Annotated in this window: 19 protein-coding genes; 9 read left to right on the forward strand and 10 right to left on the reverse strand. The window is 67.3% G+C overall.

Annotated features, from left to right (window positions below):
* Positions 1-102: 102 nt before the first annotated feature.
* The 4 genes from ZRA01_RS17035 to ZRA01_RS17050 all read right to left on the reverse strand — a co-directional run bounded on the left by ZRA01_RS17035 (position 103) and on the right by ZRA01_RS17050 (position 6,433).
* Positions 103-1,086 (reverse strand): serine/threonine protein kinase, encoded by a 984-nt coding sequence (locus tag ZRA01_RS17035; RefSeq protein ID WP_141354434.1) that lies wholly within the window; start codon positions 1,084-1,086, stop codon positions 103-105.
* Positions 1,083-1,847 (reverse strand): TerC family protein, encoded by a 765-nt coding sequence (locus ZRA01_RS17040; protein ID WP_141354436.1) that lies wholly within the window; start codon positions 1,845-1,847, stop codon positions 1,083-1,085. The genes ZRA01_RS17035 and ZRA01_RS17040 overlap by 4 nt, the downstream gene beginning before the upstream one ends.
* 103 nt (positions 1,848-1,950) lie before the next feature.
* Entirely contained in the window at positions 1,951-5,001 is a 3,051-nt protein-coding gene (locus tag ZRA01_RS17045; protein ID WP_141354438.1) for a PAS domain S-box protein, read from the reverse strand.
* A gap of 160 nt (positions 5,002-5,161) precedes the next feature.
* Positions 5,162-6,433 (reverse strand): NnrS family protein, encoded by a 1,272-nt coding sequence (locus ZRA01_RS17050; RefSeq protein ID WP_246093723.1) that lies wholly within the window; start codon positions 6,431-6,433, stop codon positions 5,162-5,164.
* A 230-nt stretch (positions 6,434-6,663) separates the two neighbouring features.
* Between ZRA01_RS17050 and ZRA01_RS17055 the strand changes: the two genes are divergently transcribed.
* The gene (locus ZRA01_RS17055; protein ID WP_141354440.1) at positions 6,664-7,359 is read left to right on the forward strand and encodes a Crp/Fnr family transcriptional regulator; all 696 of its coding nucleotides are present in this window, start codon (positions 6,664-6,666) and stop codon (positions 7,357-7,359) included.
* 14 nt (positions 7,360-7,373) lie between these two features.
* On the opposite strand, the gene ZRA01_RS17060 is transcribed toward ZRA01_RS17055, so the two are convergent.
* Positions 7,374-7,616, reverse strand: a complete 243-nt coding sequence (locus ZRA01_RS17060; protein WP_141354442.1) for a sulfurtransferase TusA family protein — start codon at positions 7,614-7,616, stop codon at positions 7,374-7,376.
* 173 nt (positions 7,617-7,789) lie between these two features.
* Between ZRA01_RS17060 and ZRA01_RS17065 the strand changes: the two genes are divergently transcribed.
* Entirely contained in the window at positions 7,790-8,143 is a 354-nt protein-coding gene (locus ZRA01_RS17065; protein ID WP_141354444.1) for a hypothetical protein, read from the forward strand.
* 120 nt (positions 8,144-8,263) lie between these two features.
* On the opposite strand, the gene ZRA01_RS17070 is transcribed toward ZRA01_RS17065, so the two are convergent.
* Both ZRA01_RS17070 and nirJ read right to left on the reverse strand, forming a co-directional pair.
* Entirely contained in the window at positions 8,264-9,820 is a 1,557-nt protein-coding gene (locus ZRA01_RS17070) for a cytochrome D1 domain-containing protein (RefSeq protein WP_141354446.1), read from the reverse strand.
* Positions 9,821-9,900: 80 nt separating this feature from the next.
* A complete protein-coding gene (nirJ, locus tag ZRA01_RS17075; protein WP_141354447.1) occupies positions 9,901-11,097 on the reverse strand; it encodes a heme d1 biosynthesis radical SAM protein NirJ in 1,197 nt (398 codons plus the stop codon).
* Positions 11,098-11,482: 385 nt separating this feature from the next.
* Here nirJ and yiaA point away from each other — a divergent pair, with 385 nt between their 5' ends.
* The 5 genes from yiaA to ZRA01_RS17100 all read left to right on the forward strand — a co-directional run bounded on the left by yiaA (position 11,483) and on the right by ZRA01_RS17100 (position 16,034).
* Positions 11,483-11,926 carry an inner membrane protein YiaA gene (yiaA, locus tag ZRA01_RS17080; protein WP_141354449.1) on the forward strand — a complete coding sequence of 148 codons (444 nt, stop codon included), beginning with the start codon at positions 11,483-11,485 and terminating at the stop codon, positions 11,924-11,926.
* Between the two features lie 357 nt (positions 11,927-12,283).
* Positions 12,284-12,922 (forward strand): acrylate utilization transcriptional regulator AcuR, encoded by a 639-nt coding sequence (gene acuR / locus ZRA01_RS17085; protein WP_141354451.1) that lies wholly within the window; start codon positions 12,284-12,286, stop codon positions 12,920-12,922.
* Between the two features lie 50 nt (positions 12,923-12,972).
* Positions 12,973-13,956: an acrylyl-CoA reductase (NADPH) gene (gene acuI / locus ZRA01_RS17090; RefSeq protein ID WP_141354453.1), complete on the forward strand. Its 984-nt coding sequence runs from the start codon at positions 12,973-12,975 to the stop codon at positions 13,954-13,956.
* A gap of 45 nt (positions 13,957-14,001) precedes the next feature.
* Positions 14,002-14,580, forward strand: a complete 579-nt coding sequence (locus tag ZRA01_RS17095) for a peroxidase-related enzyme (RefSeq protein WP_141354465.1) — start codon at positions 14,002-14,004, stop codon at positions 14,578-14,580.
* Between the two features lie 251 nt (positions 14,581-14,831).
* Entirely contained in the window at positions 14,832-16,034 is a 1,203-nt protein-coding gene (locus ZRA01_RS17100; RefSeq protein WP_141354455.1) for a YbfB/YjiJ family MFS transporter, read from the forward strand.
* Positions 16,035-16,049: 15 nt separating this feature from the next.
* Here the strand turns inward: ZRA01_RS17100 and ZRA01_RS17105 are convergent, their stop codons facing one another.
* On the reverse strand, positions 16,050-16,523 hold the full coding sequence (locus tag ZRA01_RS17105) for a CreA family protein (protein WP_141354457.1): 474 nt from the start codon (positions 16,521-16,523) through the stop codon (positions 16,050-16,052).
* Between the two features lie 153 nt (positions 16,524-16,676).
* Here ZRA01_RS17105 and ZRA01_RS17110 point away from each other — a divergent pair, with 153 nt between their 5' ends.
* Together ZRA01_RS17110 and ZRA01_RS17115 are read left to right on the forward strand one after the other, a co-directional pair.
* A complete protein-coding gene (locus tag ZRA01_RS17110; protein ID WP_141354459.1) occupies positions 16,677-18,320 on the forward strand; it encodes an ATP-binding domain-containing protein in 1,644 nt (547 codons plus the stop codon).
* Between the two features lie 25 nt (positions 18,321-18,345).
* On the forward strand, positions 18,346-18,777 hold the full coding sequence (locus ZRA01_RS17115) for a gamma-glutamylcyclotransferase family protein (protein ID WP_141354461.1): 432 nt from the start codon (positions 18,346-18,348) through the stop codon (positions 18,775-18,777).
* A gap of 64 nt (positions 18,778-18,841) precedes the next feature.
* Here ZRA01_RS17115 and ZRA01_RS17120 read toward each other — a convergent pair whose 3' ends face one another.
* Positions 18,842-19,330: a GNAT family N-acetyltransferase gene (locus ZRA01_RS17120; RefSeq protein WP_218028744.1), complete on the reverse strand. Its 489-nt coding sequence runs from the start codon at positions 19,328-19,330 to the stop codon at positions 18,842-18,844.
* The gene (locus tag ZRA01_RS17125; protein WP_141354462.1) at positions 19,293-19,628 is read right to left on the reverse strand and encodes a type II toxin-antitoxin system TacA family antitoxin; all 336 of its coding nucleotides are present in this window, start codon (positions 19,626-19,628) and stop codon (positions 19,293-19,295) included. Before ZRA01_RS17125 ends, ZRA01_RS17120 begins: the two co-directional genes overlap by 38 nt.
* Between the last annotated feature and the right edge of the window lie 115 nt (positions 19,629-19,743).

Genomic DNA, 19,743 nt, shown 5'->3' on the forward strand with positions numbered 1-19,743 from the left:
AGAAAACTTGGGGCGGCCCTGCGTTTCCTTGGGAGCATTCCAAGGCCAAGCCGGCCTCGGCTCTTGAGAAACATTGCATGTCTCTCAAGAGCCGCACCGCCCTCAGAACTGCTGCACCAGCGGTGATTCGTCCATCAGCGCGATCTGTTCGCGCAGGGCCAGGATCTGGTCCTGCCAGTAGCGCGGGGTGTCGAACCAGCCGAAGGCGGCCGGAAAGGCCGGGTCGCTCCAGCGCTTGGCGATCCAGCCGGCGTAGTGGATGAGGCGCAGGGTGCGCAGGGCTTCCACCAGGTGCAGGCTCTTGGTGTCGAAGTCGGCGAACTGCTCGTAGCCTTCGAGCACGTGGTCGAGCTGGCGGGCCATCGCCGGGGTGTCGCCGGAGAGCAGCATCCACAGGTCCTGGACCGCCGGGCCGTTGCGGGCGTCGTCGAAATCCACAAAGTGCGGGCCGGCGTCGGTCCATAGCACGTTGCCGGCGTGGCAGTCGCCGTGGAGGCGCAGCTGGGGCAGGGCGCCGGCGCGCTCGTAGCAGCGGCGCACGCTGGCGAGGGCCTGGTCGACCACCGTGTGCCAGGGCTCGCGCAACTCGGCGGGCAGAAAGGCGCTGTGCAGGATCTCGTCGCGGGGCTGCTCGCCGAAGCTGGCGATGTCGAGGGTCGGGCGCTCGGCAAACGGCCGGCGCCCGCCCACCGCGTGGATGCGGCCGAGGAAGCGGCCGAGCCAGCCCAGCACCTCGGGGCGGTCGAGCTCCGGCGCCCGCCCGCCGCGGCGCTCGAACAGCGCGAAGCGGAAGCCGTCGTGGTGGTGCAGGGTCTGCCCGTTTATCGTCACCGCCGGCACGGCGGGGATCTCGGCCTCGGCCAGCTCGGCCAGAAAGCCGTGCTCTTCGAGGATCGCCCCGTCACTCCAGCGGCCGGGGCGGTAGAACTTGGCGATCAGCGGGGCGGCGCCGTCGATGCCGATCTGATACACCCGGTTTTCGTAGCTGTTGAGGGTGAGCAGGCGCCCGTCGCAGGCGAGGCCGAGGGTCTCGACGGCGGTCAGCACGAAATCCGGGGTGAGCGGCCCGAAGGCGCCGGTGCTCACCGCGGGCTGCCTTCGCGTACGTAGGGCTCGTGCAGCTTGACCGGCTCGACCCGGGCCGCGGCGCGGGAGCGCATGCGCAGGTTGAGCATTTCGACCATCACCGAGAAGGCCATCGCCGAGTAGATGTAGCCCTTAGGCACGTGGTGGCCGAAGGCGTCGGCGATCAGCACCACGCCGATCACCATCAGGAACGAGAGCGCCAGCATCTTGACGGTGGGGTGGCGCGAGACGAACTCGCCGATCGGGCCGGCGGCGACCATCATCAGGCCCACCGAGGCGATCACCGCGGCCATCATCACCGGCAGGTTGTTCACCATGCCGATGGCGGTGATGATGGAGTCGAGCGAGAACACGATGTCGATCACGATGATCTGCGCGATCACGGCGCCGAAGGTGGCCTTGACGGCGCTGGAGGCTTCGCCCTCTTCGCCTTCCATCAGCTGGTGCACCTCCTGGGTGCTCTTCCAGACCAGGAACAGGCCGCCGCCGAGCAGGATCAGGTCGCGGCCGGAGAAGGCCTGGCCCAGCACGGTGAGCACCGGTTCGGTCATGCCGGCCATCCACGACAGGGCCGCCAGCAGGGCGAGGCGCATGAACATCGCCAGGAACAGGCCGAGCCGGCGCGCGAAGACGCGCTTCTCGGGCGGCAGCTTGTCCACCAGGATGGAGATGAAGATCACGTTGTCGATACCCAGCACCAGCTCGAGGGCGGTGAGGGTGAGGAAGGCGATCAGCAGTTGCGGGTCGGTCAGGAATTCCATTTTCGTTCAATGCGTTGTGGCAGAAATGAGGCGCCGCCGGGGCGGCGCGCCGCGCATGGTCGCATGAAACGGGGTGCTGCTGCCGATTCCTGAGGGCCGTGTTTCAGTGGCGGGTGGCGTGGGCGCGCATCCAGCGCTGCATGTGCGCGGCCGGCATCGGGCGGGCGATGCCGTGGCCCTGGACGAGGTGGCAGCCTAGCTGCAGCAGGGCCTGGCGGTGGCGTGGCGTCTCGACGCCGGAGGCGATCACCTCGCGGTGGAAGGCGCTGGCGAGGCCGATCATGCCCTGCACGGTGGCCATGTCGTCGGCGTCGTCGAGCATGTTGTGGATGATGCTGCGGTCGATCTTGATGCTGCGCACCGGCAGCCGGCGCAGGCTCGACAGGGCGCCGTAGCCGGTGCCGAAGTCGTCGATCGCGAAGCTCACCCCCAGTTCGTTGCAGGCGGCCATGATGTGGGCGACGTGGGTCATGTCGCCGAGGGTGGCCGATTCGAGCACCTCGAGCTGGAGCAGCTCGGGGTCGAGCTCGGGGTGGGCGTCGAGCACGCGCTTGAGGTGGGGCACGAAATCGGGGTGGGCCAGGTGGCGGGCCGAGATGTTGACGCTGATCGGCGTGGCCATGCCGGCGGCGCGCCAGCTGTCGAGCTGGGCCGCGGCGGTGGCCAGGACCCAGTTGCCCAGCTCGATCTCGAAGCTCGATTCGCTGACCGCGGGCAGGAACTCGCCCGGCAGGCGCAGGCCGAGCTCGGGGTGTTTCCAGCGGATCAGCGCCTCGACGCCGATCAGCGCGTCGGTGAGCGCGTCGATCTTCGGCTGGTAGTGGAGCTCGAGTTCGCCAGCCCACAGGGCCGATTCGACGCGGATCTGGGCGTCCCGGTGGGCGCGCAGCTGGCGGTCGCGCTCGGGGTTGAAGAGGTGGTAGCCATTGCGGCCGCCCTGCTTGGCCAGGTACATCGCCTGGTCGGCGTGGCGCAGCAGGGTGTCGGGGTCGGAGCCGTCGAGCGGGCAGAGGGTGACGCCGATGCTGGCGGTGACGCGCAGCTCGTGGCCGTCGATGACGATGGGCTCGGCGATGGTGGCGAGCAGGCGCTTGAAGACCTGCTCGCATTCGTCGGTGTGCTCGAGGCCGTTGTAGATCAGCACGAACTCGTCGCCGCCCAGCCGCGCCACGGTGTCGCCGGTGCGCGTCGAGGCCTGCAGGCGGCGGGCGATCTCGATCAGCAGGCGGTCGCCGGTGTCGTGGCCGAGGCGGTCGTTCACCGGCTTGAAGCCGTCGAGGTCGAGGTAGGCGACCGCGGCCAGGGTGTTGTTGCGCTTGGCCTGGGCGAGGGCCATCTGCATGCGGTCGGCCAGCAGCGAGCGGTTGGGCAGCTGGGTGAGGCTGTCGTGGTAGGCCAGGTGTTCGAGCTGGCGCTGGTTCTCCTTGATCTCGGTGATGTCGGAGAACAGGCCCACGTAGTGGGTCGTCTGGCCGGCTTCGTTGCGCACCGCCGAGATGTTGCCGAGCTGGGCGAAGAGTTCGCCGTTCTTCCTGCGGCTCCAGGTCTCGCCCTGCCAGACGCCGTTGGCGAGCAGGGTGTCCCACATCCCGGCGTAGAAGGCCTCGTCGTGGCGGTCGGAGCGCAGCAGGCGGGTGTTCTGCCCGATGACCTCGTCGCGGCGATAGCCGGTGAGGGCGCAGAAGCTGTCGTTCACCTCGAGGATGCGCGATTGCGGGTCGGTGATGATGATGCTCTCGCGGGCATGGCGGAAGACGCTGGCGGTGAGGCGCAGGTGGTCCTCGGCGGCGACCCGCGCGGTGACGTCGTTGAGGGTGCCCGAGGTGCCGACGAGGCGGTTGCTGCTGTCGACGATGGCGTGCACCGCCAAGTCAATCCAGCGCATGCCGCCGTCCCGGCGGATCAGGCGCAGGGTGGCGGTGCAGCTGTCCTCGAGGCGCTCCACCAGCGGGCGCAGGGCTTCGCGGCGGGTGTCCCGGTCGTCCGGGTGGAGGTAGTCGAGGAAGCTGTGGCCCAGGGTTTCGGCCACCGGGTAGCCGCTGATGTCTTCCCAGGCCGGGTTGAGGAGCTGCCAGTGGCCGCGGGCGTCGGTCTGGAAGATGACCTCCTGGACGCTCTCGAAGACTTGCTGGTAGCGGGTCTGGCTCTCGTGCAGGGCCTCGGAGGTGATGCGCAGCGCGGTGATGTCGGTCATGCTGCCCACCATCCGCAGCGGCCGGCCGGCGGCGTCGGATTCCACCACGCCGCCCCGGTCGCGCACCCAGATGTAGTCGCCGTCGGCGTGGCGCAGGCGGTACTCGAGGGTGTGGCTGCCGCCCCGCAGGCAGGCTTCGATGGCGGCGGCGACGCTGCTCCGGTCGTCGGGGTGGGCCAGCTCGAGAAAGCCGTCGCGGGTGTGGGTCAGGGATTCCTCGGGGCGGCCCAGCATCTGGCACCACACGCGGTTGTGGCGGACGGTGCCGCTGGCGATGTCCCAGTCCCAGATGCCCTCGCCGATGGTGGCCAGCACGTCGGTGAGCTGGCGCTGGTTGCGCCGGGCATCGGCCTCGGCGAGGACGCGTGCATTCACGTCGCAGGCGAAGCCCAGGGTGCCGATGATCTGCCCGTCGCGGCCGCGCGCCGGTGCCTTGAAGGTCTCGAACCACAGCGGGCGGCCCTGGTGGGGGAGCTGCTCGACCCGGGTGCGCGGGCGTCCGCTGGCCATCACCGCCAGGTCGTCGGCGTGCTGGGCGTCGGCCACCTCGGCCGGCCACAGGTCGAGGTCGCTGCGCCCGATCACCGCCATCGGCGTGGGCTGGCCACAGGCCTCGGCGAAGCTGCGGTTGACGATCAGGAAGCGCCCGTCCCGGTCTTTCAGCCACAGCAGCAGCGGCAGGCCGTCGATCAGGGTGTCGGCGCCGATCGCCTCGTCGGGCAGGCTCGCGGCCGTGTCGAGCGCCAGCCGGCAGATCGGCGTCTCGCCCGGCAGGCCGTCGTGCCAGGCCTGCAGCAGGGTTCGGGCGCTCAGAAAGCTGGCGGCCGGTTCGGTGTCACCCACCGGGACGCAGGACAAGCCTTGGGTGAGCAGGCAGGACAGGGCCTCGAAGAGGGTGCTTTGCGGGCTCAGGCGCTGGGTGGCCTGGATTTGGGGCTCGTGGCTTGGGCGTTCCGACATGGTCCGAATCTGGCAATCTTGCTGTTTCTTGCATCTTGCCTTGCTGGCGGGTGCGCTCAAAGGAAGGAAGTCCCGCCGTGGGGGTGACGGAGGTCACACTTCCTGCATAAAGTGGGGCCCAGCGTGGAAACCGCAACGCTTTCAGGCACCGCAGCCCGGGTCAGCCGGGGCGGCCGTCGGCGCGGGGTTTCAGGTAGATGGGCAGCAGGCGCGCCACCCACGGGCCGAACACCGCCAGCCAGCCCAGCCCGGCCAGCACCAGCAGCGTGTCGTGGGCCGCGGGCAGCACGTCGGCCAGCACCCTCGTCAGCGCCACGCCATGGAGCGCGAGGGCCAGCCGCCAGGTAAGGCCGTCGGCCACCAGGGGGCGGCCCGAGTGGCCCAGGGTGACCCGCGATACCATCGCCAGCGTCATCGTCGCAAAATAGCCCACCGACAGCGCATGCAGCGGTGCCAGCCCGAGGGTGTGGATGCCGGTCACCTGCAGCAGGCCCTGCAGGCCGAACAGCAGCCAGGCGACGCCCAGCCACGCAAAACCCAGGTGCAGCATGGCCAGGATGGGCACCGCCAGGCTGCGCCGGAGCTGCCACTTCCAGCTCAGCCAGAGGGCGCAGGTGGCACCGGCGAGATCCACCGGCCAGGCCAGCCGGGCCAGGTCGGCCATTGCCAGCGCCCCATGGAGCACGCTCACCCCGAGCAGCAGCCGCAGCGCCCAGTCGGGCCGGAAGGCCTCGTACCTGGGCAGGGCCGAGGCCGAGAAGAAGGGGATCATCCGGTGCCCCACCACCATGAACAGCGGCGTGAGCAGCCACCACATGCCGATCGACACGCCGATGCGGGCCGCCAGCGGGTTGCCGCCCAGCGCAAAGGCGATCCACGCCAAGAGGCCAACCGCCCCGGCGCCGAGGGCGCACCAGGCCGCCACCGGATGCAGCCCGGCCTTGCCCGGCTTGAACGCCACCGGGAACAGGAAGCGCGCCGCCAGCGCCCAGCCGGCCAGCACCAGCGCGAGGCCCGCGGCGAGCAGGCCCGGCAGCGCCACCACCAGCCCGACATCGAACAGCAGCCAGCCGGTCACCAGGCACAGCCACGGCCGCCGGGCAGCGCCGCCCGGGGTGTCGGCCATGCCCTGCCAGCGCGGCATGGCCGTCATCAGGAAACCGAACACGAAGAAGGGGAAGACCCCGTAGATCGCCCACAGCCCATGCACCCAGCCCGGCGGCCAGGGCCAGGCCGGGCCGGCCAGCGCTCCGCTGCGAGCCAGGAGTTCCCACACCCAGGGCACAAAGGTGAGCACCGTCTGGATGGCGCCGGCGAGAAACATCGGCCGGTGGGGCGCGGCGAAGAGCACGTCGAGGCCCGCCGGGGGTGGCTGATCGGGTGGAGGCGTTGCTGGGCGGCCGGGCATCTGGAGCTGGATGGGTTTTGCCATGATCCTAAGAACGGTAGTTGGATGCGCCAGGGGGGCGTAGCGCCCTCATCCGTTGGGTGAGGGCAATAAAAAAAGGAAGAACCAGCACTCATTTTTCTCTCATGACGGTACGAAGCGGTCAGCTGCCGTTTTTAGGATCATTGTCAAAGGGTCTTGTCGATGGCTGCGGGGCGCGCGGGCAGGGTTAGAATCCGGCCTTGCCGAATCCCCTGACTTTTAAGGTTCCCGCGATGTCTTCCGAGAAGATCGATATTCCTGGCCTGTTGAGCCGAATGCCCCTGTTCAGTGCGCTGGCGCCGGACGACCTGGCCCACCTGGCCGCGGCCACCCGCGAGCGGCGCCTGCAGAAGGGTGAGCGCCTGTTCCAGCGGGGCGAGCAGCCCAGGGGCTTTTTTCTGATCGTGTGGGGGCAGGTCAAGCTGGCCTTCACCTCGGCCCAGGGCAACGAGAAGGTGGTCGAGATCCTCGGCCCGCTGCAGAGCTTTGGCGAAGCGGTGATGTTCCTCGACCAGCCCTACCCGGTGCTCGGCGAGGCGCTGGCTGACACGCTGGTGCTGCACATCGCCTCCCAGGCGGTGTTCGGGCAGATCGAGCAGGACCCGCGCTTCGCCCGCAAGCTGCTGGCCGGCATGTCGATCCGCCTGCACACCATGGTGCGTGACGTGGAGTCGTACGCGCTGCGCTCGTCCACCCAGCGGGTGATCGGTTACCTGCTGCAGCTGGCCGACACCGCGCCCTGCTCGCCAGCCCAGGGCAAGACCGAGATCGAGCTGCCGACCAGCAAGCAGGTGATCGCCTCGCGGCTCAGCCTGACCCCGGAGACCCTGTCGCGGATCTTCCATGAGCTCTCGGACGTGGGCCTGATCTCGGTGCATGGCAAGCATATCGTCATCCACGACGCCGCTCGTCTGGCTGAGCACGACTGAATGGGGCCTCGCCTTCAGGGGGCCGTGGCGTGGCGGATGTGAATCGAGAATTCGCCGTTGCTGTTCGTCTCGGTGCGGTGGACGTAGCCGTTGCGCCGCAGGATGTCGTAGAGCGGGCCCGGCTCGCGGTAGAGCAGCAGGATCACCTCGCCGTCGGGCGGCAGGGTGTCGAGGGCCTCGAGGGTCAGGTTGAGCGGTTCCGGCGGCATCAGGCCGCGGGCATCGACGATCACGGGGGTAGGGCTGTCGGCGGGCATGGAAGGCTCTCTGGTGTGGGCTGCACGGTGCAGCGGGTGTTGTGCAGAGTGGCCCAAGCGCCGGCGGCCAACCTTGAGCGCGGTCAATCACCGGCGCATGGCCGTGGTGGACGGCGCAGTCGGTTTCCCGCAACGGGGGCTAAACTCCCTGCAATGTCGAACGAGATCCGAACGTGAAGGAAGGCTCCGCCCTGCTCGTGGCCCTTGCGCTGGCCGCGGGCATCGCTTATTGGTCCGACCATTTCCGGCTCGGTGGCTGGAACCAGGACACGCCCGGCGAGCCGGCCTTCCCCCACCAGGCGCCGCCGCACCGGGTGAGCGCGCCCGTCGAGCAGACCGCGCCGGAGCGCCTCGAGATCTCGGTGAGCTCCGACGCGGCGGCCAAGGCTGTGCTGTGCGAGGAGCTGCTGGAGGTGATCCGCGGGGTCGACGCCGCCATGCTCACGCCCCAGTCACCGGCCACCACCGAACAGCTCGCCGCCCGCCGCCGCGCCTACGTGGAGAAGCGGATGGCGTTGGGCTGTTGAGCGCCGCCGGGCGCCCGCGGCCGCTCAGGGGCGGGGGTGCTCAAGGAAACGCAGGGCCGCTCCAAGTTGCCTTTGAGCCCCACGGGGGGCGGGCTGGGCGGAGCCCGGCCCTGGGGGTGCTCAGTGGCTGGTGCCCTCCGAGCGCTGGATCTTGTTGTTGAGGTTGTACTTGCCGATCGGTTTGCTGGCGGGCAGGCGCTTGATTTCCTTGAAGGTTTTCGCGTCCAGGAAGATCAGCGCGCCTTCCTTCTCCATCAGGCTGGCGATCACGTAGCTGCCGCGGCGGTCGAATTCGACGTGGGCGAAGGTCTTGCCGGGTTCGGGGCGCACTTCGTGGACCACCTTGAGACTCTGCTTGTCGATCACCTGCAGGGTGTCGCGGGCGGTGGGGCTCATCATCGAGTCGACCCAGGCGTAGGGGCTGTTCTCGTGGCTGCGCAGGAAAAAGCCGGGCCCGAGGGTGGGGATGGTCGCCACCGTCTGCCAGCTCTGCATGTCGATCACGCTGACCTGGGCGTCCTTGAGGTTGGTGCTGGCCACCACCCGCCGGCCGTCGCGCAGCCATGAGATGCCCGAGCCCAGGTGCGGCATGCCGGGCAGGTCGAGGGCGGCGATGGCCCGCCGCACGTCGAGGTTGATCACCTGGCCGCGGCCTTCGCGGCTGGCGCCGACCACGTTGGTGTAGTCCTGGGTGAAGAAGAAGTCGTCGAGCGGCACGTCGAGTACGGTGCGGCGGGCGTTGAGAAAGCCCGGCGTGGGCAGCGCCTCGCCCATCTTGTAGTCGTGTACGTAGCCTTCGTAGAAGGGCTGGGCGGCCGGGTCGTAGGAGACTTCCCAGATTTCCGGCAGGTCCTTGAGGCCGACGATGAAGCTCTTGCGCGGCGCCGCGTCGTACACCGCCGACAGGCGCGAGCTGGCGTCGCCCTTGAGGTTGCGGCCGTCGATGACCTTCAGCAGCTTGAGGTCCGCGTCGAAGATCACCAGATTGCCCGGCAGGTAGTTGGCCACCGCCACGTAGCGCCCGTCGGAGGACACCGCGGCGTTGCGGGCGTTGAGGCCGGCGCGCACTTCGGCCACCACCTTCAGGTTCCAGATGTCGAACTTGCTCACCCAGCCGTCCCGCGAGGCGAAGAACACGTAGCGCCCGTCCGGCGTGAATTTGGGCCCACCGTGCAGCGCATAGCGCGACGGGAAGCGATGGATGCGCTCCATGCGGTCGCCGTCGAGCACGCTCACGTGGTGGTCGCCGGCCTCGACGACGATGAAGAGGTTCATCGGGTCGGCCTTTGCCACCGCGCCCTGGCGGGCGTCGGGCAGGCTGCCGGGCGGGTAGGGCTCGACGCGCGAGGCACGGATGTCGGCCTCGCTCCAGGCCGGCGCCGGGCTCACCGGTGAGTAGATCCAGCCGGCCAGGGCGTCAATCTCGGTGGCCGACAGCGTTGCCGCGAAGGCCGGCATCTGGGTGGCGGCGCGGCCGTCGCGGATGGTGGCGACGGCGTCCTTGCGCTTCAGGCGCTCGAGGCTCTCGGGCAGCAGCGCCGGGCCCATCCCGCCGAGGCGGCTGGCGCCGTGGCAGCTGGCGCAGTGCTGCGTGTACAGCGCCGGGGCGTCGGCGGCCATCGCGCCGGCCAGGTTACCGAGGAGGACGGCGGCGAGGAGGCTGCGGAGGATCTTCATGGCTCGTAGTCGCGTTGGTCGGGCTTCAGCCCGACGGGGTCGGTGACTCGGTGTCGGGCTGAAGCCCGACCTACAGGCGCTCAGGCGGCCGGCGTGAGGCGCACCCACGGTTTCACCTCCAGCCGCGCCGCGTCGTCGGCCACGCCGATCTCGGCGTTGTCGAGGTAGCAGCCCGGGTCTTCCTGCCACGGGTCGCCGGTGAGCTGCTGGGCGCGCACGCGGGTGTTGCCGTTGCAGATGGCCAGGTAGCGGCATTCGGCGCAGCGCCCGGTGACGGGCCGCGGCGACTGCTTGAGGCCGGCCATCAGCGGGTCGGAGACATCCGTCCAGATGTCGCCGAAGCTGCGCTCGCGGACGTTGCCGAGGTTATGGTGCCACCACATGGTGTCGGGGTGCACGTTGCCCAGGTTGTCGATGTTGGCCACATTCACTCCGCTCGAGTTGCCGCCCCACTGGCGCAGCTTGGCCTCGATGTGGGCGGCCCGGTCGGGGAAGCGGCGCTGCACCCATTGCAGGAAGAAGGGCCCGTCGGCGTCGTTGTTGCCGGTGGTGAAGTCACGCACGAGGCCGCGCTCCTCATACCTGAGGGCGGTCTCGAAGAGCAGCTCCATCGCGTCGCGGGTGAGGAGGTGGCGGGCATCGTCGGCCCGGTTCTTGTTGCCGCGGCCGGCGTAGTTGAGGTGCGAGAAATAGAAGCGGTCGATGCCTTCGTCCTCGACCAGCTGCAGCACGCCGGGCAGGTCGCCGGCGTTGTCCTGGGTCATCGTGAAGCGCACCCCCACCTTCACGCCCAGCGCGGCGCACAGGCGCAGGCCGGCCAGCGAGCGGTCGAAGGCGCCATCGAGACGGCGGAACTTGTCGTGGGTCTCGCGGATGCCGTCGAGGCTGACTCCCACGTAGTCGAAGTCGGTGGCGGCGATGGCGTCGATGTTGGAGGCGTCGATCAGCGTGCCGTTGGACGACAGGCCCACGTAGAAGCCCATCTTCTTGGCCCGCCCGGCGATCTCGAAGATGTCGGGCCGCAGCAGCGGCTCGCCCCCCGACAGGATCAGCACCGGCACCCGGAAGGCCTTCAGCTCGTCCATCACCCGGAAGACCTCATCGGTGCCCAGCTCGCCGGCGAAGTCCTTGTCGGCCGAGATCGAATAACAGTGCTTGCAGGTGAGGTTGCAGCGCCGGATGAGGTTCCAGATCACCACCGGGCCCGGCGGGTTGCGCTTCGGCCCTAGGGGCGTGGGCGAGGAGATTTCGCGGACGTAGCTGGAGATGCGGAACATGGCAGGCCTTCCCGGAGGGTATGCAGCGATTGTCGCCGTGGGGGTGTCCGGGCAGCCTTGACGGTCATCAAACGCGGGCCGGCATCGGCAGCTGCGCAGGTCGGCAACGCGTCGGAGTCGCCCTTTGCGCTGGCTGGCGCGGGCGTCTCATCACCTTGCCTCCTTCGATACATGACGGATGCCTTAGAGCGCCCCCTCGTCATCCTGGCCCCTTGCGCAGTAAGCGCCGCTGGCACCCGCCGGCTGGCAGGGCGAGGCAAGGGGAAGGCCGTGCCCTCATCTTTTCCTTGAAACTATATAAAATTTCAGTATTATTTCATAAGCGTATTCCGTTCGGCTTTTTCGGGCCGCCGGGCCAGCCATTACAACTCAAGGAGGGCAAGACATGGATGCAATCATGCAAAGACCAACCGGTGCCTTTGTCGGGGCCTCATGGGCGGCCCTGCTGGTCGGGGCGACGGTTTATCTGGCGGGTCTGTGGAACTCGACGATGCAGCTCAATGAAAAGGGCTATTACTTCACCATCCTGATGTACGGCCTGTTTGCCGCCGTCTCGCTGCAGAAATCCGTCCGCGACCGGCTGGAGGGCACCCGCGTCACGGGCATCTACTATTCCCTGTGCTGGCTGTCCCTGCTGCTGGCGCTGTTGCTGCTCACCGTGGGCCTGTGGAACGCAACTCTCCCATCGAGCGAAAAGGGCTTTTACGCGATGGCCTATCTGTTGAGCCTGTTCGGGTCTGTCGCCGTCCAGAAAAACGTGCGTGACATTGCGCTGTACGACAAGGGTTCAACCGGCTTTGCCGAGGGTTCCGGTTCGCTGGAGAGCTGAGCAGCCTGGCGCTGGCCGCTGGAAGGGGAGGCGGCCCCTTTCGGGTTGGCGGCGGCTTACCGCACGCGGGCCCGACCGGTTTATCCGTACAGGGCATCGGCCCGGGCACCCCTTCTGGATGGCCGCGCTGCCAGATTTTCTGGCTGCGGGCGGTGATCCCGCGTGGCGGTCGCTGCCGGCCTCACCTCGAGAGGCGTCGCGCGGGTTTTCGGATGGAATCTGGGGGGCGTTTGGTGTGAGCGAAAGTTCGTCGGCTGTCGGGCCGGGGACGCTCGGCCTGGAAGCGGCGGGGTAGCTCCCGCGACCACTCAAACTGCCGGCTTGTTTTTATGAGACGATCGGTCTAATATTGGATTCATGGATGTGAAACCCGAAACCGCTCGCCGCCGCGGCAGACCCCCGAAACAGCGTGAAGACCTGGTCGACACACGCGAGCTGCTATTGCGGGCGGGCCTGGAGGTTCTGACCGAAAAAGGTTTCTCTGCAACCGGAATCGATGAAATCCTGGGGCGTGTCGGGGTTCCCAAGGGTTCGTTCTATCATTACTTCGCCAGCAAGGAAGCTTTTGGTTTGAGTCTCATCGAGCGCTATGGGAAGTTCTTTGCCCGAAAGCTCGACCGTCACCTCCTCAATTCAGATCTCCCCCCCCTCGGGCGTCTGCATGCTTTTGTCGCTGACGCCAAGGCAGGCATGGCACGCCTTGATTATCGCCGCGGCTGCCTGATTGGAAACCTGGGGCAGGAGATGGGCTCATTGCCCGAGAGTTTTCGGGCCCGGCTCAAGGAAACATTCGAAGATTGGCAGGCGCGCTTCTCGGCTTGCCTGAAAGAGGCTCAAATGGCTGGCGAGGTGGCCCAGGCTGCCGATACAGATCAGCTTGCCGCCTTTTTCTGGATTGGCTGGGAAGGTGCAGTGTTGCGCGCCAAGCTCGAGCAGACCGACACACCACTTGAAGTTTTTGCGAGTTTCTTTTTTGCCAGCCTGCCACAAGGCTGATGTTTTTTGCGCCTAACTAGACAATCGGTCTAAATTAAAGGGAGATTTGTATGTTCAGGGGCATCTTGATCGAGAAGGATGAGTCGGGCTACCGGGCAGCCGTCAAGGACATCGACGAGGCCTGCCTGCCCGACGGAAATGTGACCGTCCGGGTCAGCCATTCGACACTCAACTACAAGGATGGCCTGGCGATTACCGGGAAAGGGCCGGTCGTACGCAAATTCCCGATGGTCCCCGGCATTGATCTGGCGGGGGTCGTCGAAGAAAGCACGCATCCGGAATACCAGCCTGGAGACAGCGTATTGCTGAACGGCTGGGGTGTCGGCGAAGGCCATTGGGGCGGCCTGGCGCAGAAGGCGCGCCTCAATGGCGACTGGTTGATTCCGCTCCCCGCTCAATTCTCGCCCCGCCAGGCGATGGCGATCGGGACCGCAGGCTATACCTCCATGCTGTGCGTGCTGGCACTGGAAAGGCATGGCGTCAAACCGGCTGACGGGGAAATCCTGGTAACCGGTGCCGCGGGCGGGGTCGGCAGTGTCGCCATCGCCGTGCTGGCGAAACTCGGCTATTCGGTGGTTGCCGTCACCGGCCGCCCTCAGGACGAGGAATACCTGAAATATCTCGGCGCAACGGAAGTGCTCGACCGCGCCCAGTTCTCGGCACCCGGCAAGCCCCTGGGCCGAGAGCGCTGGGCCGGCGCGGTGGATGTCGTCGGCAGCCACGTCCTCGCCAATGTCTGCGCCACCACAAAATACCGCGGCGTGGTTGCCGCCTGCGGCCTGGCCGCGGGCATGGATTTTCCGGCCACGGTCGCGCCCTTCATCCTGCGTGGGGTCACGCTGGCGGGGGTCGACAGCGTGATGTGTCCGCGCGCCGAGCGCCTGTTGGCGTGGCAGCGCCTGGCCTCGGACCTCGATGTGGAAAAGCTCGAAAAAATCAGCCGGGAAGTCGGGCTGAGCGAGGCTATTCCGCTCGCCGCGAGTCTGCTGAACGGTGAAGTCCGCGGGCGCATCATCGTGGACGTCAATCAGTAAGCCAATTTCAGCTGCATCGTTGTTTCACCATTGGAAGGAGAAAGCATGGCACAAGAAAATAAAATCGCAGTCAGCCGTTTCCCGGTCCCCGAATTGAAGGACATGCCCGAGGACATTCGCAACCGCATCATTGCCGTCCAGGAAAAGTCCGGCTTCATTCCCAACGTATTCCTCACCCTCGCCCACCGCCCGGATGAATTCCGCGCATTCTTTGCCTATCACGATGCCCTGATGGACAAGCCCGGCAACCTGACCAAGGCCGAGCGCGAAATGATCGTGGTGGCGACGAGCGGCGCCAACCAGTGCCAGTACTGCGTGATCGCCCACGGCGCGATCCTGCGCATTCGGGCCAAGAACCCGCTCATCGCCGATCAGGTCGCCACCAACTATCGCAAGGCGGACATCACCGAGCGCCAGAAGGCCATGCTCGATTTCGCCATGAAGGTATCGCAATCCGCGCATCTGGTCGGAGAAGCCGATTTCGAGGTGCTCAAGGGCCACGGCTTTTCCGAAGACGACGCCTGGGACATCGCCGGCATTTCGGCGTTCTTCGGCATGTCGAATCGCCTCGCCAACGTGACGAACATGCGGCCGAATGCGGAGTTCTATTCGCTGGGCCGCTGATCGGCGCCCCCTCGATATGGCAGGGGCACTGCGGGGCTGGCCAGGGTCATTTTCAGGCGCCCCTGTCTTGAGATTGGCCCGCCGCCGCCGCTGGTCGTGGTCGCTGCCGGTGAAGTACGCTGCTACTTTGTCTCCACAACATCAAGGATGCAGGGCTTTTCGACATGGGGCCTTTGATTGTCTGGATGTCCGAGGGTGGCCTTGGGCTCCGGCTCTGAGTTTCTTCCGATTCCCGAACCTGTGAAGTCTTCATGAATATTGCTGTGACAAGCCTGACCAAGGCAGCGCGGGATGAACGCCATCGCGTCATCTTTGCCGGCATCTGTGCGCTCATCCTCACCGTGGGGCTGGCGCGATTTGCCTACACCCCGATGCTGCCCATCATGCGCGACCAGGCCGGCCTGTCGCACCTGGCGGGCGGCTGGCTGGCCACCATCAATTACGCCGGCTACATGTCCGGTGCGCTGCTGGCCGCGTCGATCAGCGATCTGGGGCGCAAGTTCGTGCTGTACCGGATCGGTCTCGTCATTGGCGTGCTGAGCACCGCCGCGATGGGGCTGACCGATAACGTGCTGCTGTGGGCCGGGCTGCGCTTCGTCGCCGGCCTCTCGAGCACGGCGGGGCTGCTGATGGCCTCTGGTCTGGTGCTGAACTGGTTGATCCGCCAGGGCCATCGGCCCGAGCTGGGCCTGCACTTCATGGGCATCGGGCTCGGCATTGTGGTGTCGGGCATCGCGGTTGGATCGATGGTGGATTGGCTCAGCTGGGACCAGCAGTGGCTGGGGCTGGGGGCCCTGGGCCTCGTCTTCTTTGTGCCCGCGTGGCGCTGGCTGCCCGCGCCGGTCACCGTCCAGGCTGCGGCAGGCACGTCGGCGCCAGCGCTGGCTGCCCCCACGCAACGCTGGATGTGGTTGATGATTGCGACCTATTTTTGCGCCGGCTTCGGCTTCGTCACCAGCGCCACCTTCATCGTCGCGATCCTCGTCAAACTGCCCTTGCTCGCCGGCAAGGGCAGCTGGGTGTGGGTCATTGTCGGCCTCGCCGCCGCACCCTCCGGCTTCGTGTGGGACCGCGTTGCCAACGCCCTGGGGCGGATGCACGCCTTGATGATCGCCTATGGCCTGCAGATCATCTCGATCATCCTGCCGGTCTTTTCCGATAGCCCCGCGCTGAACGTGCTTGGCGCGCTGCTGTTCGGCGCAACCTTTGTCGGCATCGTCAGCCTCACCCTCACCATCGTCGGGCGCCACTTTCCGGCCAACCCGGCCAAGGCGATGGCAAAAATGACGTTGAGCTACGGCGTGGCGCAGATCGTCGCGCCTGCCATGGCGGGCTACATCGCCACCGCCACGGGCAGCTATCACGGCGCGCTGATCGTCACGGCCGTCTTCATGCTTGCTGGAATGGCCCTGCTACAGGCGCTCATCAACGAGGAGAAACGGGCGCCCCATTGAAGGCGGCACTGGCGCCTACTTGCCGCCCCAGGGCATCACCGGCACCGTCGAGATGCTGTTCATCGGGGCGCCCTCGATCAGCTTGCGGCTGATTGCCAGGTAGATCAGCGTGTGGTTGGCGGCGTCCCACATGCGCACGATGCGGGTTTCCTTGAACAGAACCGAGGTGTCTTCGGTAAACACCGTCTCGCTCTCCGGCAGCTTGGCGGGCAGGGTGATCGGGCCGGTCTGGCGGCAGGCCAGGGAGAACTGGGACGGGTCCTGGGCCAGGCCCAGGCTGCCCGACACGCCGCCGGTGCGGGCCTGGCTCACGTGGCAGGTAACGCCGGGCACCTTCGGGTCGTGGAAGGCCTCGACGCACACTTTATGGTTGGCGCCGACTAGCTTCCAGGCCGTGGTGACGCAGCCGACCGTGGTGTCGGCGAAGGCCGGCGCGGCCGGCAGCACGAGCAGGAGCGCGCCGAGGAGGGTGGGGCGGAGCTGGGGCATGGAGGACATCCTTTCAGCGGGCGCCGGCGGGCGGCCCCGCGACGCATGACAAGGGGCGATCCGGGCTGCCAGAATGCAAGGCATTGCGGCGATGCCTTCCGGCGGCTGCCAGATCATGATATGCAGTAACTCTAACCCAAACGCCCCCAGGACATGGCCATCATCCATCCCGAGGGCTGGCGCGAGCTGAAAGCCAGCGGCGCCGCCCAGCGCGAAATCGAAACCCTCGCCCTGCTCGCCTACGGGCTGCCGGCCGACTACACCGTTTACCACGGCGTGCACTGGACGCGGGTCGCCGAGGGCAGCTTCGCGATCGCCGGCGAGATCGACTTCGCCATCGTCGGCCCCACTGGCAAGCTGCTGCTCGTCGAGCAGAAATCCGGCTTCCTGGCCGAGACGCCCCAGGGCCTCGCCAAGCGGGCCGGCAAGCGCGACGAGAGCGTGCCGCTGCTGCTCGCCCGCAACGCTGACAGCCTGGCTGCCCGGCTGCGTGCGGTGTGCGGCTTTGATCCCGTCGACATCGAATCGCTGCTGTACTGCCCCGACTACGTGGTGAAGGGCGCTGGCAGCGCCGGCATCGACCCGGCGCGCATCGTCGACGCCCGGCGGCGGGCCGACCTGATCCCGGTGATCCGCAGCATCCTGCCCGCCGACGGCCCGCGCCTGGCCAGCCGGGCCAAGGTCGAGCGCTTCCTGGGCGACATCCTGCAGCTGGTGCCCGAGGTGCACGCGGTGGTCGGCGAAGCCCACGGCCTGTACACCCGCCTAGCCGGCGGGCTGGCCGAATGGGCCCGGCGCATCGACTGCGAGCCCTTCCGGCTGCGCGTTACCGGCACCGCCGGCTCGGGCAAGACCCAGCTCGCGATGGCCGTCTACCGCGACGCCCTGGCCGCCGGGCGACGCCCGCTCTACGTCTGCTACAACCGGCCGCTGGCCGACCACATCGCACTGGTGGCCCCGGCCGGCGGCGAGGTGGCCACCTACCACCAGCTCGCCGACCGCCTGCTGCGCGCCCGCGGTGAGGTGCCCGACTTCAGCCAGCCCGGCGCCTTCGCCCGCCTCGAGGCCGCGCTGGATGCCCACCAGCCCACGCCCGCCGAGCAGGTGGACGAGCTGATCATCGACGAAGGCCAGGATTTCCGCCCCGCCTGGGCCGACAACCTGCTGCGCTTCCTGCGCCCCGGCGGCCGCGCCTGGTGGCTCGAAGACCCGCTGCAGAACCTCTACGACCGCCCGCCGGTGGCGCTGCCCGGCTGGGTCGGCCTGCGCGCCGACACCAACTACCGCAGCCCGAAGGACATCCTCGCCACCCTCAACCGCCTGCTCGCCAGCCCGGTGGCGGCGGGCAGCCCCTTGAGCGGCGGGCCCGTCGAGATGTTCACCTACGCCGGCGATGATGACCTTCAGCATGCCACCGTCAAGGCCATCACCCGCGCCATCGGCCTGGGTTTCCGCCGCCCGCACATCGCGGTGATCAGCTACCGCGGCCGCGAACACTCGGCGCTCGCCCCGGTTACGCGCCTCGGCCCCTACGCGCTGCGTGCGCCCACCGGCCACTACGACCTGCTCGGCAACCCCATCCTCACCGAGGGCGACATCCTCATCGACTCGGTGCACCGCTTCAAGGGCCGCGCCGCGCCCTGCGTGATCCTCACCGAGATCGACTTCGACACCCTCGACGACAAGGCCATCCGCCGCCTCTTCGTGGGGGCCACCCGCGCCACCCTCAAGCTGATGCTGGTGCTGTCGGCCCGCGCCGAAGCCACCCTGCGCCAGCGCCTCGCCGACCCTACCTGACCCGGCCGCCCCACAAGGAAATGCCATGCCCGACCACTGCTTCACCTACGGTTCGCTGATGTGCGATGACATCATGGGCGCCGTGTGCGCCGCCGCGCCGCTCAGCCCGCTGCCGGCCCGGCTCGCCGGCTTCCGCCGCGCGCCGGTGATCGGCGTCGAATACCCCGGCATGGTCCCGGCCGCCGATGGCCTGGTGGAAGGCGTGCTCTATCTAGATCTGCCCGCCACCGCCTGGCCTCGCCTCGACGCCTTCGAGGGCGACGAATACCAGCGCAGCGAAGTCGAGGTCGAGCTCGCCGACGGCCGCCGCCTTGCGGCCTGGACCTACGTCTTCAAGCCCGAATACGCCGCCCGGCTGGGCGAGGGGGAGTGGGACTTCCAGCGTTTCCTCGAAACCGGCAAGGCCAGGTTCGAGGCGCTTTACATGGGGTTCGATGTGCTCGGGCGGGAGGGCTGAGGGGGCGTCGCCCCGGGGCCCGGCGGAACCTGTCGCGGGCACGCCCTGGTTCATTCTCCCGAGGTCAGACCGTCAGCTGATCGCCGAGGGGAAGGAAGAGCAGCAGCGGGGCATCAGGTGCCGGGACGAACCCGTATCGATGGTAGAACGCCGCGGCCTGTTCGCTCTTTGCATCCACTGCCAAGGCGACCCCGCCTCCATTATTGGAGATTTCGTTGGCGCGCTCGATGGCGTTCATCAGCAGAAATCCACCCATTCCACGCTGTTGTAGGGCCTTGTCGACGGCGAGTCGGCCAAGACGGATCACGGGCAGGCGGCGCGGTTGAGACTTGCGCGACGGGTAGCTCGACCCATCCACCTCGCTGATCGTCAATGTGTAGTAGGCCAGAATGGTTTCCGGATTCTCTACGTCAACGAATACGAAGGTTCTCGACTGTCTTCTTTTTTGTTGCTGGAGCGACTGCTCGGCCAGCCAGAGATTGAGTGCGGCTTCGCCGCAATCGAACTGGGTCCGGTCATGCTCCGAACTCAAACGTTGAATTTGAGCCTTCACTGCTCACCTTTCTAGCGTTGTAACGCTTAATTGCGTTCGCCAGCGTAGGGGTGGGAGGCGGTGGGTTATCGATGAGGTCGAAGAACCAGGCGGCAGTTTGGGCCGACATTCTGATGACTCGCTCGTTTTCGATGATTCTTTCCGCTTTTTCCAGTGCTGCCTGCGCGACGAACTGACTGACCGTGGAACCGACCATGCTTGCGGCCAGATCCAATGTTTCTACAAGAGATTGAGGCACTCGGGCGGTAATCCGGCCCCGGGCTTCCGGAGTGGTTTCGCGCACCTTGGGGTTAGGCATGAAGATAGTCCTAGAGATATGAGTAGCGAGTTCGAGTAGTCAGCGAGTTCGAGTAGTCAGCGAGTTCGAGTAGTCAGCGAGTTCGAGTAGTCAGCGAGTTCGAGTAGTCAGCGAG

It is taken from the genome of Zoogloea ramigera, from assembly GCF_006539865.1.
Taxonomy (GTDB): Bacteria; Pseudomonadota; Gammaproteobacteria; order Burkholderiales; family Rhodocyclaceae; genus Zoogloea; species Zoogloea ramigera.

Coding starts and splice junctions, on each gene's coding strand:
- ZRA01_RS17040 (WP_141354436.1), bottom strand. CDS start 1,847: ATGGAATTCCTGACCGACCCGCAACTGCTGATCGCCTTCCTCACCCTC.
- ZRA01_RS17045 (WP_141354438.1), bottom strand. CDS start 5,001: ATGTCGGAACGCCCAAGCCACGAGCCCCAAATCCAGGCCACCCAGCGC.
- ZRA01_RS17050 (WP_246093723.1), bottom strand. CDS start 6,433: ATGGCAAAACCCATCCAGCTCCAGATGCCCGGCCGCCCAGCAACGCCT.
- ZRA01_RS17055 (WP_141354440.1), top strand. CDS start 6,664: ATGTCTTCCGAGAAGATCGATATTCCTGGCCTGTTGAGCCGAATGCCC.
- ZRA01_RS17060 (WP_141354442.1), bottom strand. CDS start 7,616: ATGCCCGCCGACAGCCCTACCCCCGTGATCGTCGATGCCCGCGGCCTG.
- ZRA01_RS17070 (WP_141354446.1), bottom strand. CDS start 9,820: ATGAAGATCCTCCGCAGCCTCCTCGCCGCCGTCCTCCTCGGTAACCTG.
- nirJ (WP_141354447.1), bottom strand. CDS start 11,097: ATGTTCCGCATCTCCAGCTACGTCCGCGAAATCTCCTCGCCCACGCCC.
- yiaA (WP_141354449.1), top strand. CDS start 11,483: ATGGATGCAATCATGCAAAGACCAACCGGTGCCTTTGTCGGGGCCTCA.
- acuR (WP_141354451.1), top strand. CDS start 12,284: ATGGATGTGAAACCCGAAACCGCTCGCCGCCGCGGCAGACCCCCGAAA.
- acuI (WP_141354453.1), top strand. CDS start 12,973: ATGTTCAGGGGCATCTTGATCGAGAAGGATGAGTCGGGCTACCGGGCA.
- ZRA01_RS17095 (WP_141354465.1), top strand. CDS start 14,002: ATGGCACAAGAAAATAAAATCGCAGTCAGCCGTTTCCCGGTCCCCGAA.
- ZRA01_RS17100 (WP_141354455.1), top strand. CDS start 14,832: ATGAATATTGCTGTGACAAGCCTGACCAAGGCAGCGCGGGATGAACGC.
- ZRA01_RS17105 (WP_141354457.1), bottom strand. CDS start 16,523: ATGCCCCAGCTCCGCCCCACCCTCCTCGGCGCGCTCCTGCTCGTGCTG.
- ZRA01_RS17110 (WP_141354459.1), top strand. CDS start 16,677: ATGGCCATCATCCATCCCGAGGGCTGGCGCGAGCTGAAAGCCAGCGGC.
- ZRA01_RS17115 (WP_141354461.1), top strand. CDS start 18,346: ATGCCCGACCACTGCTTCACCTACGGTTCGCTGATGTGCGATGACATC.
- ZRA01_RS17125 (WP_141354462.1), bottom strand. CDS start 19,628: ATGCCTAACCCCAAGGTGCGCGAAACCACTCCGGAAGCCCGGGGCCGG.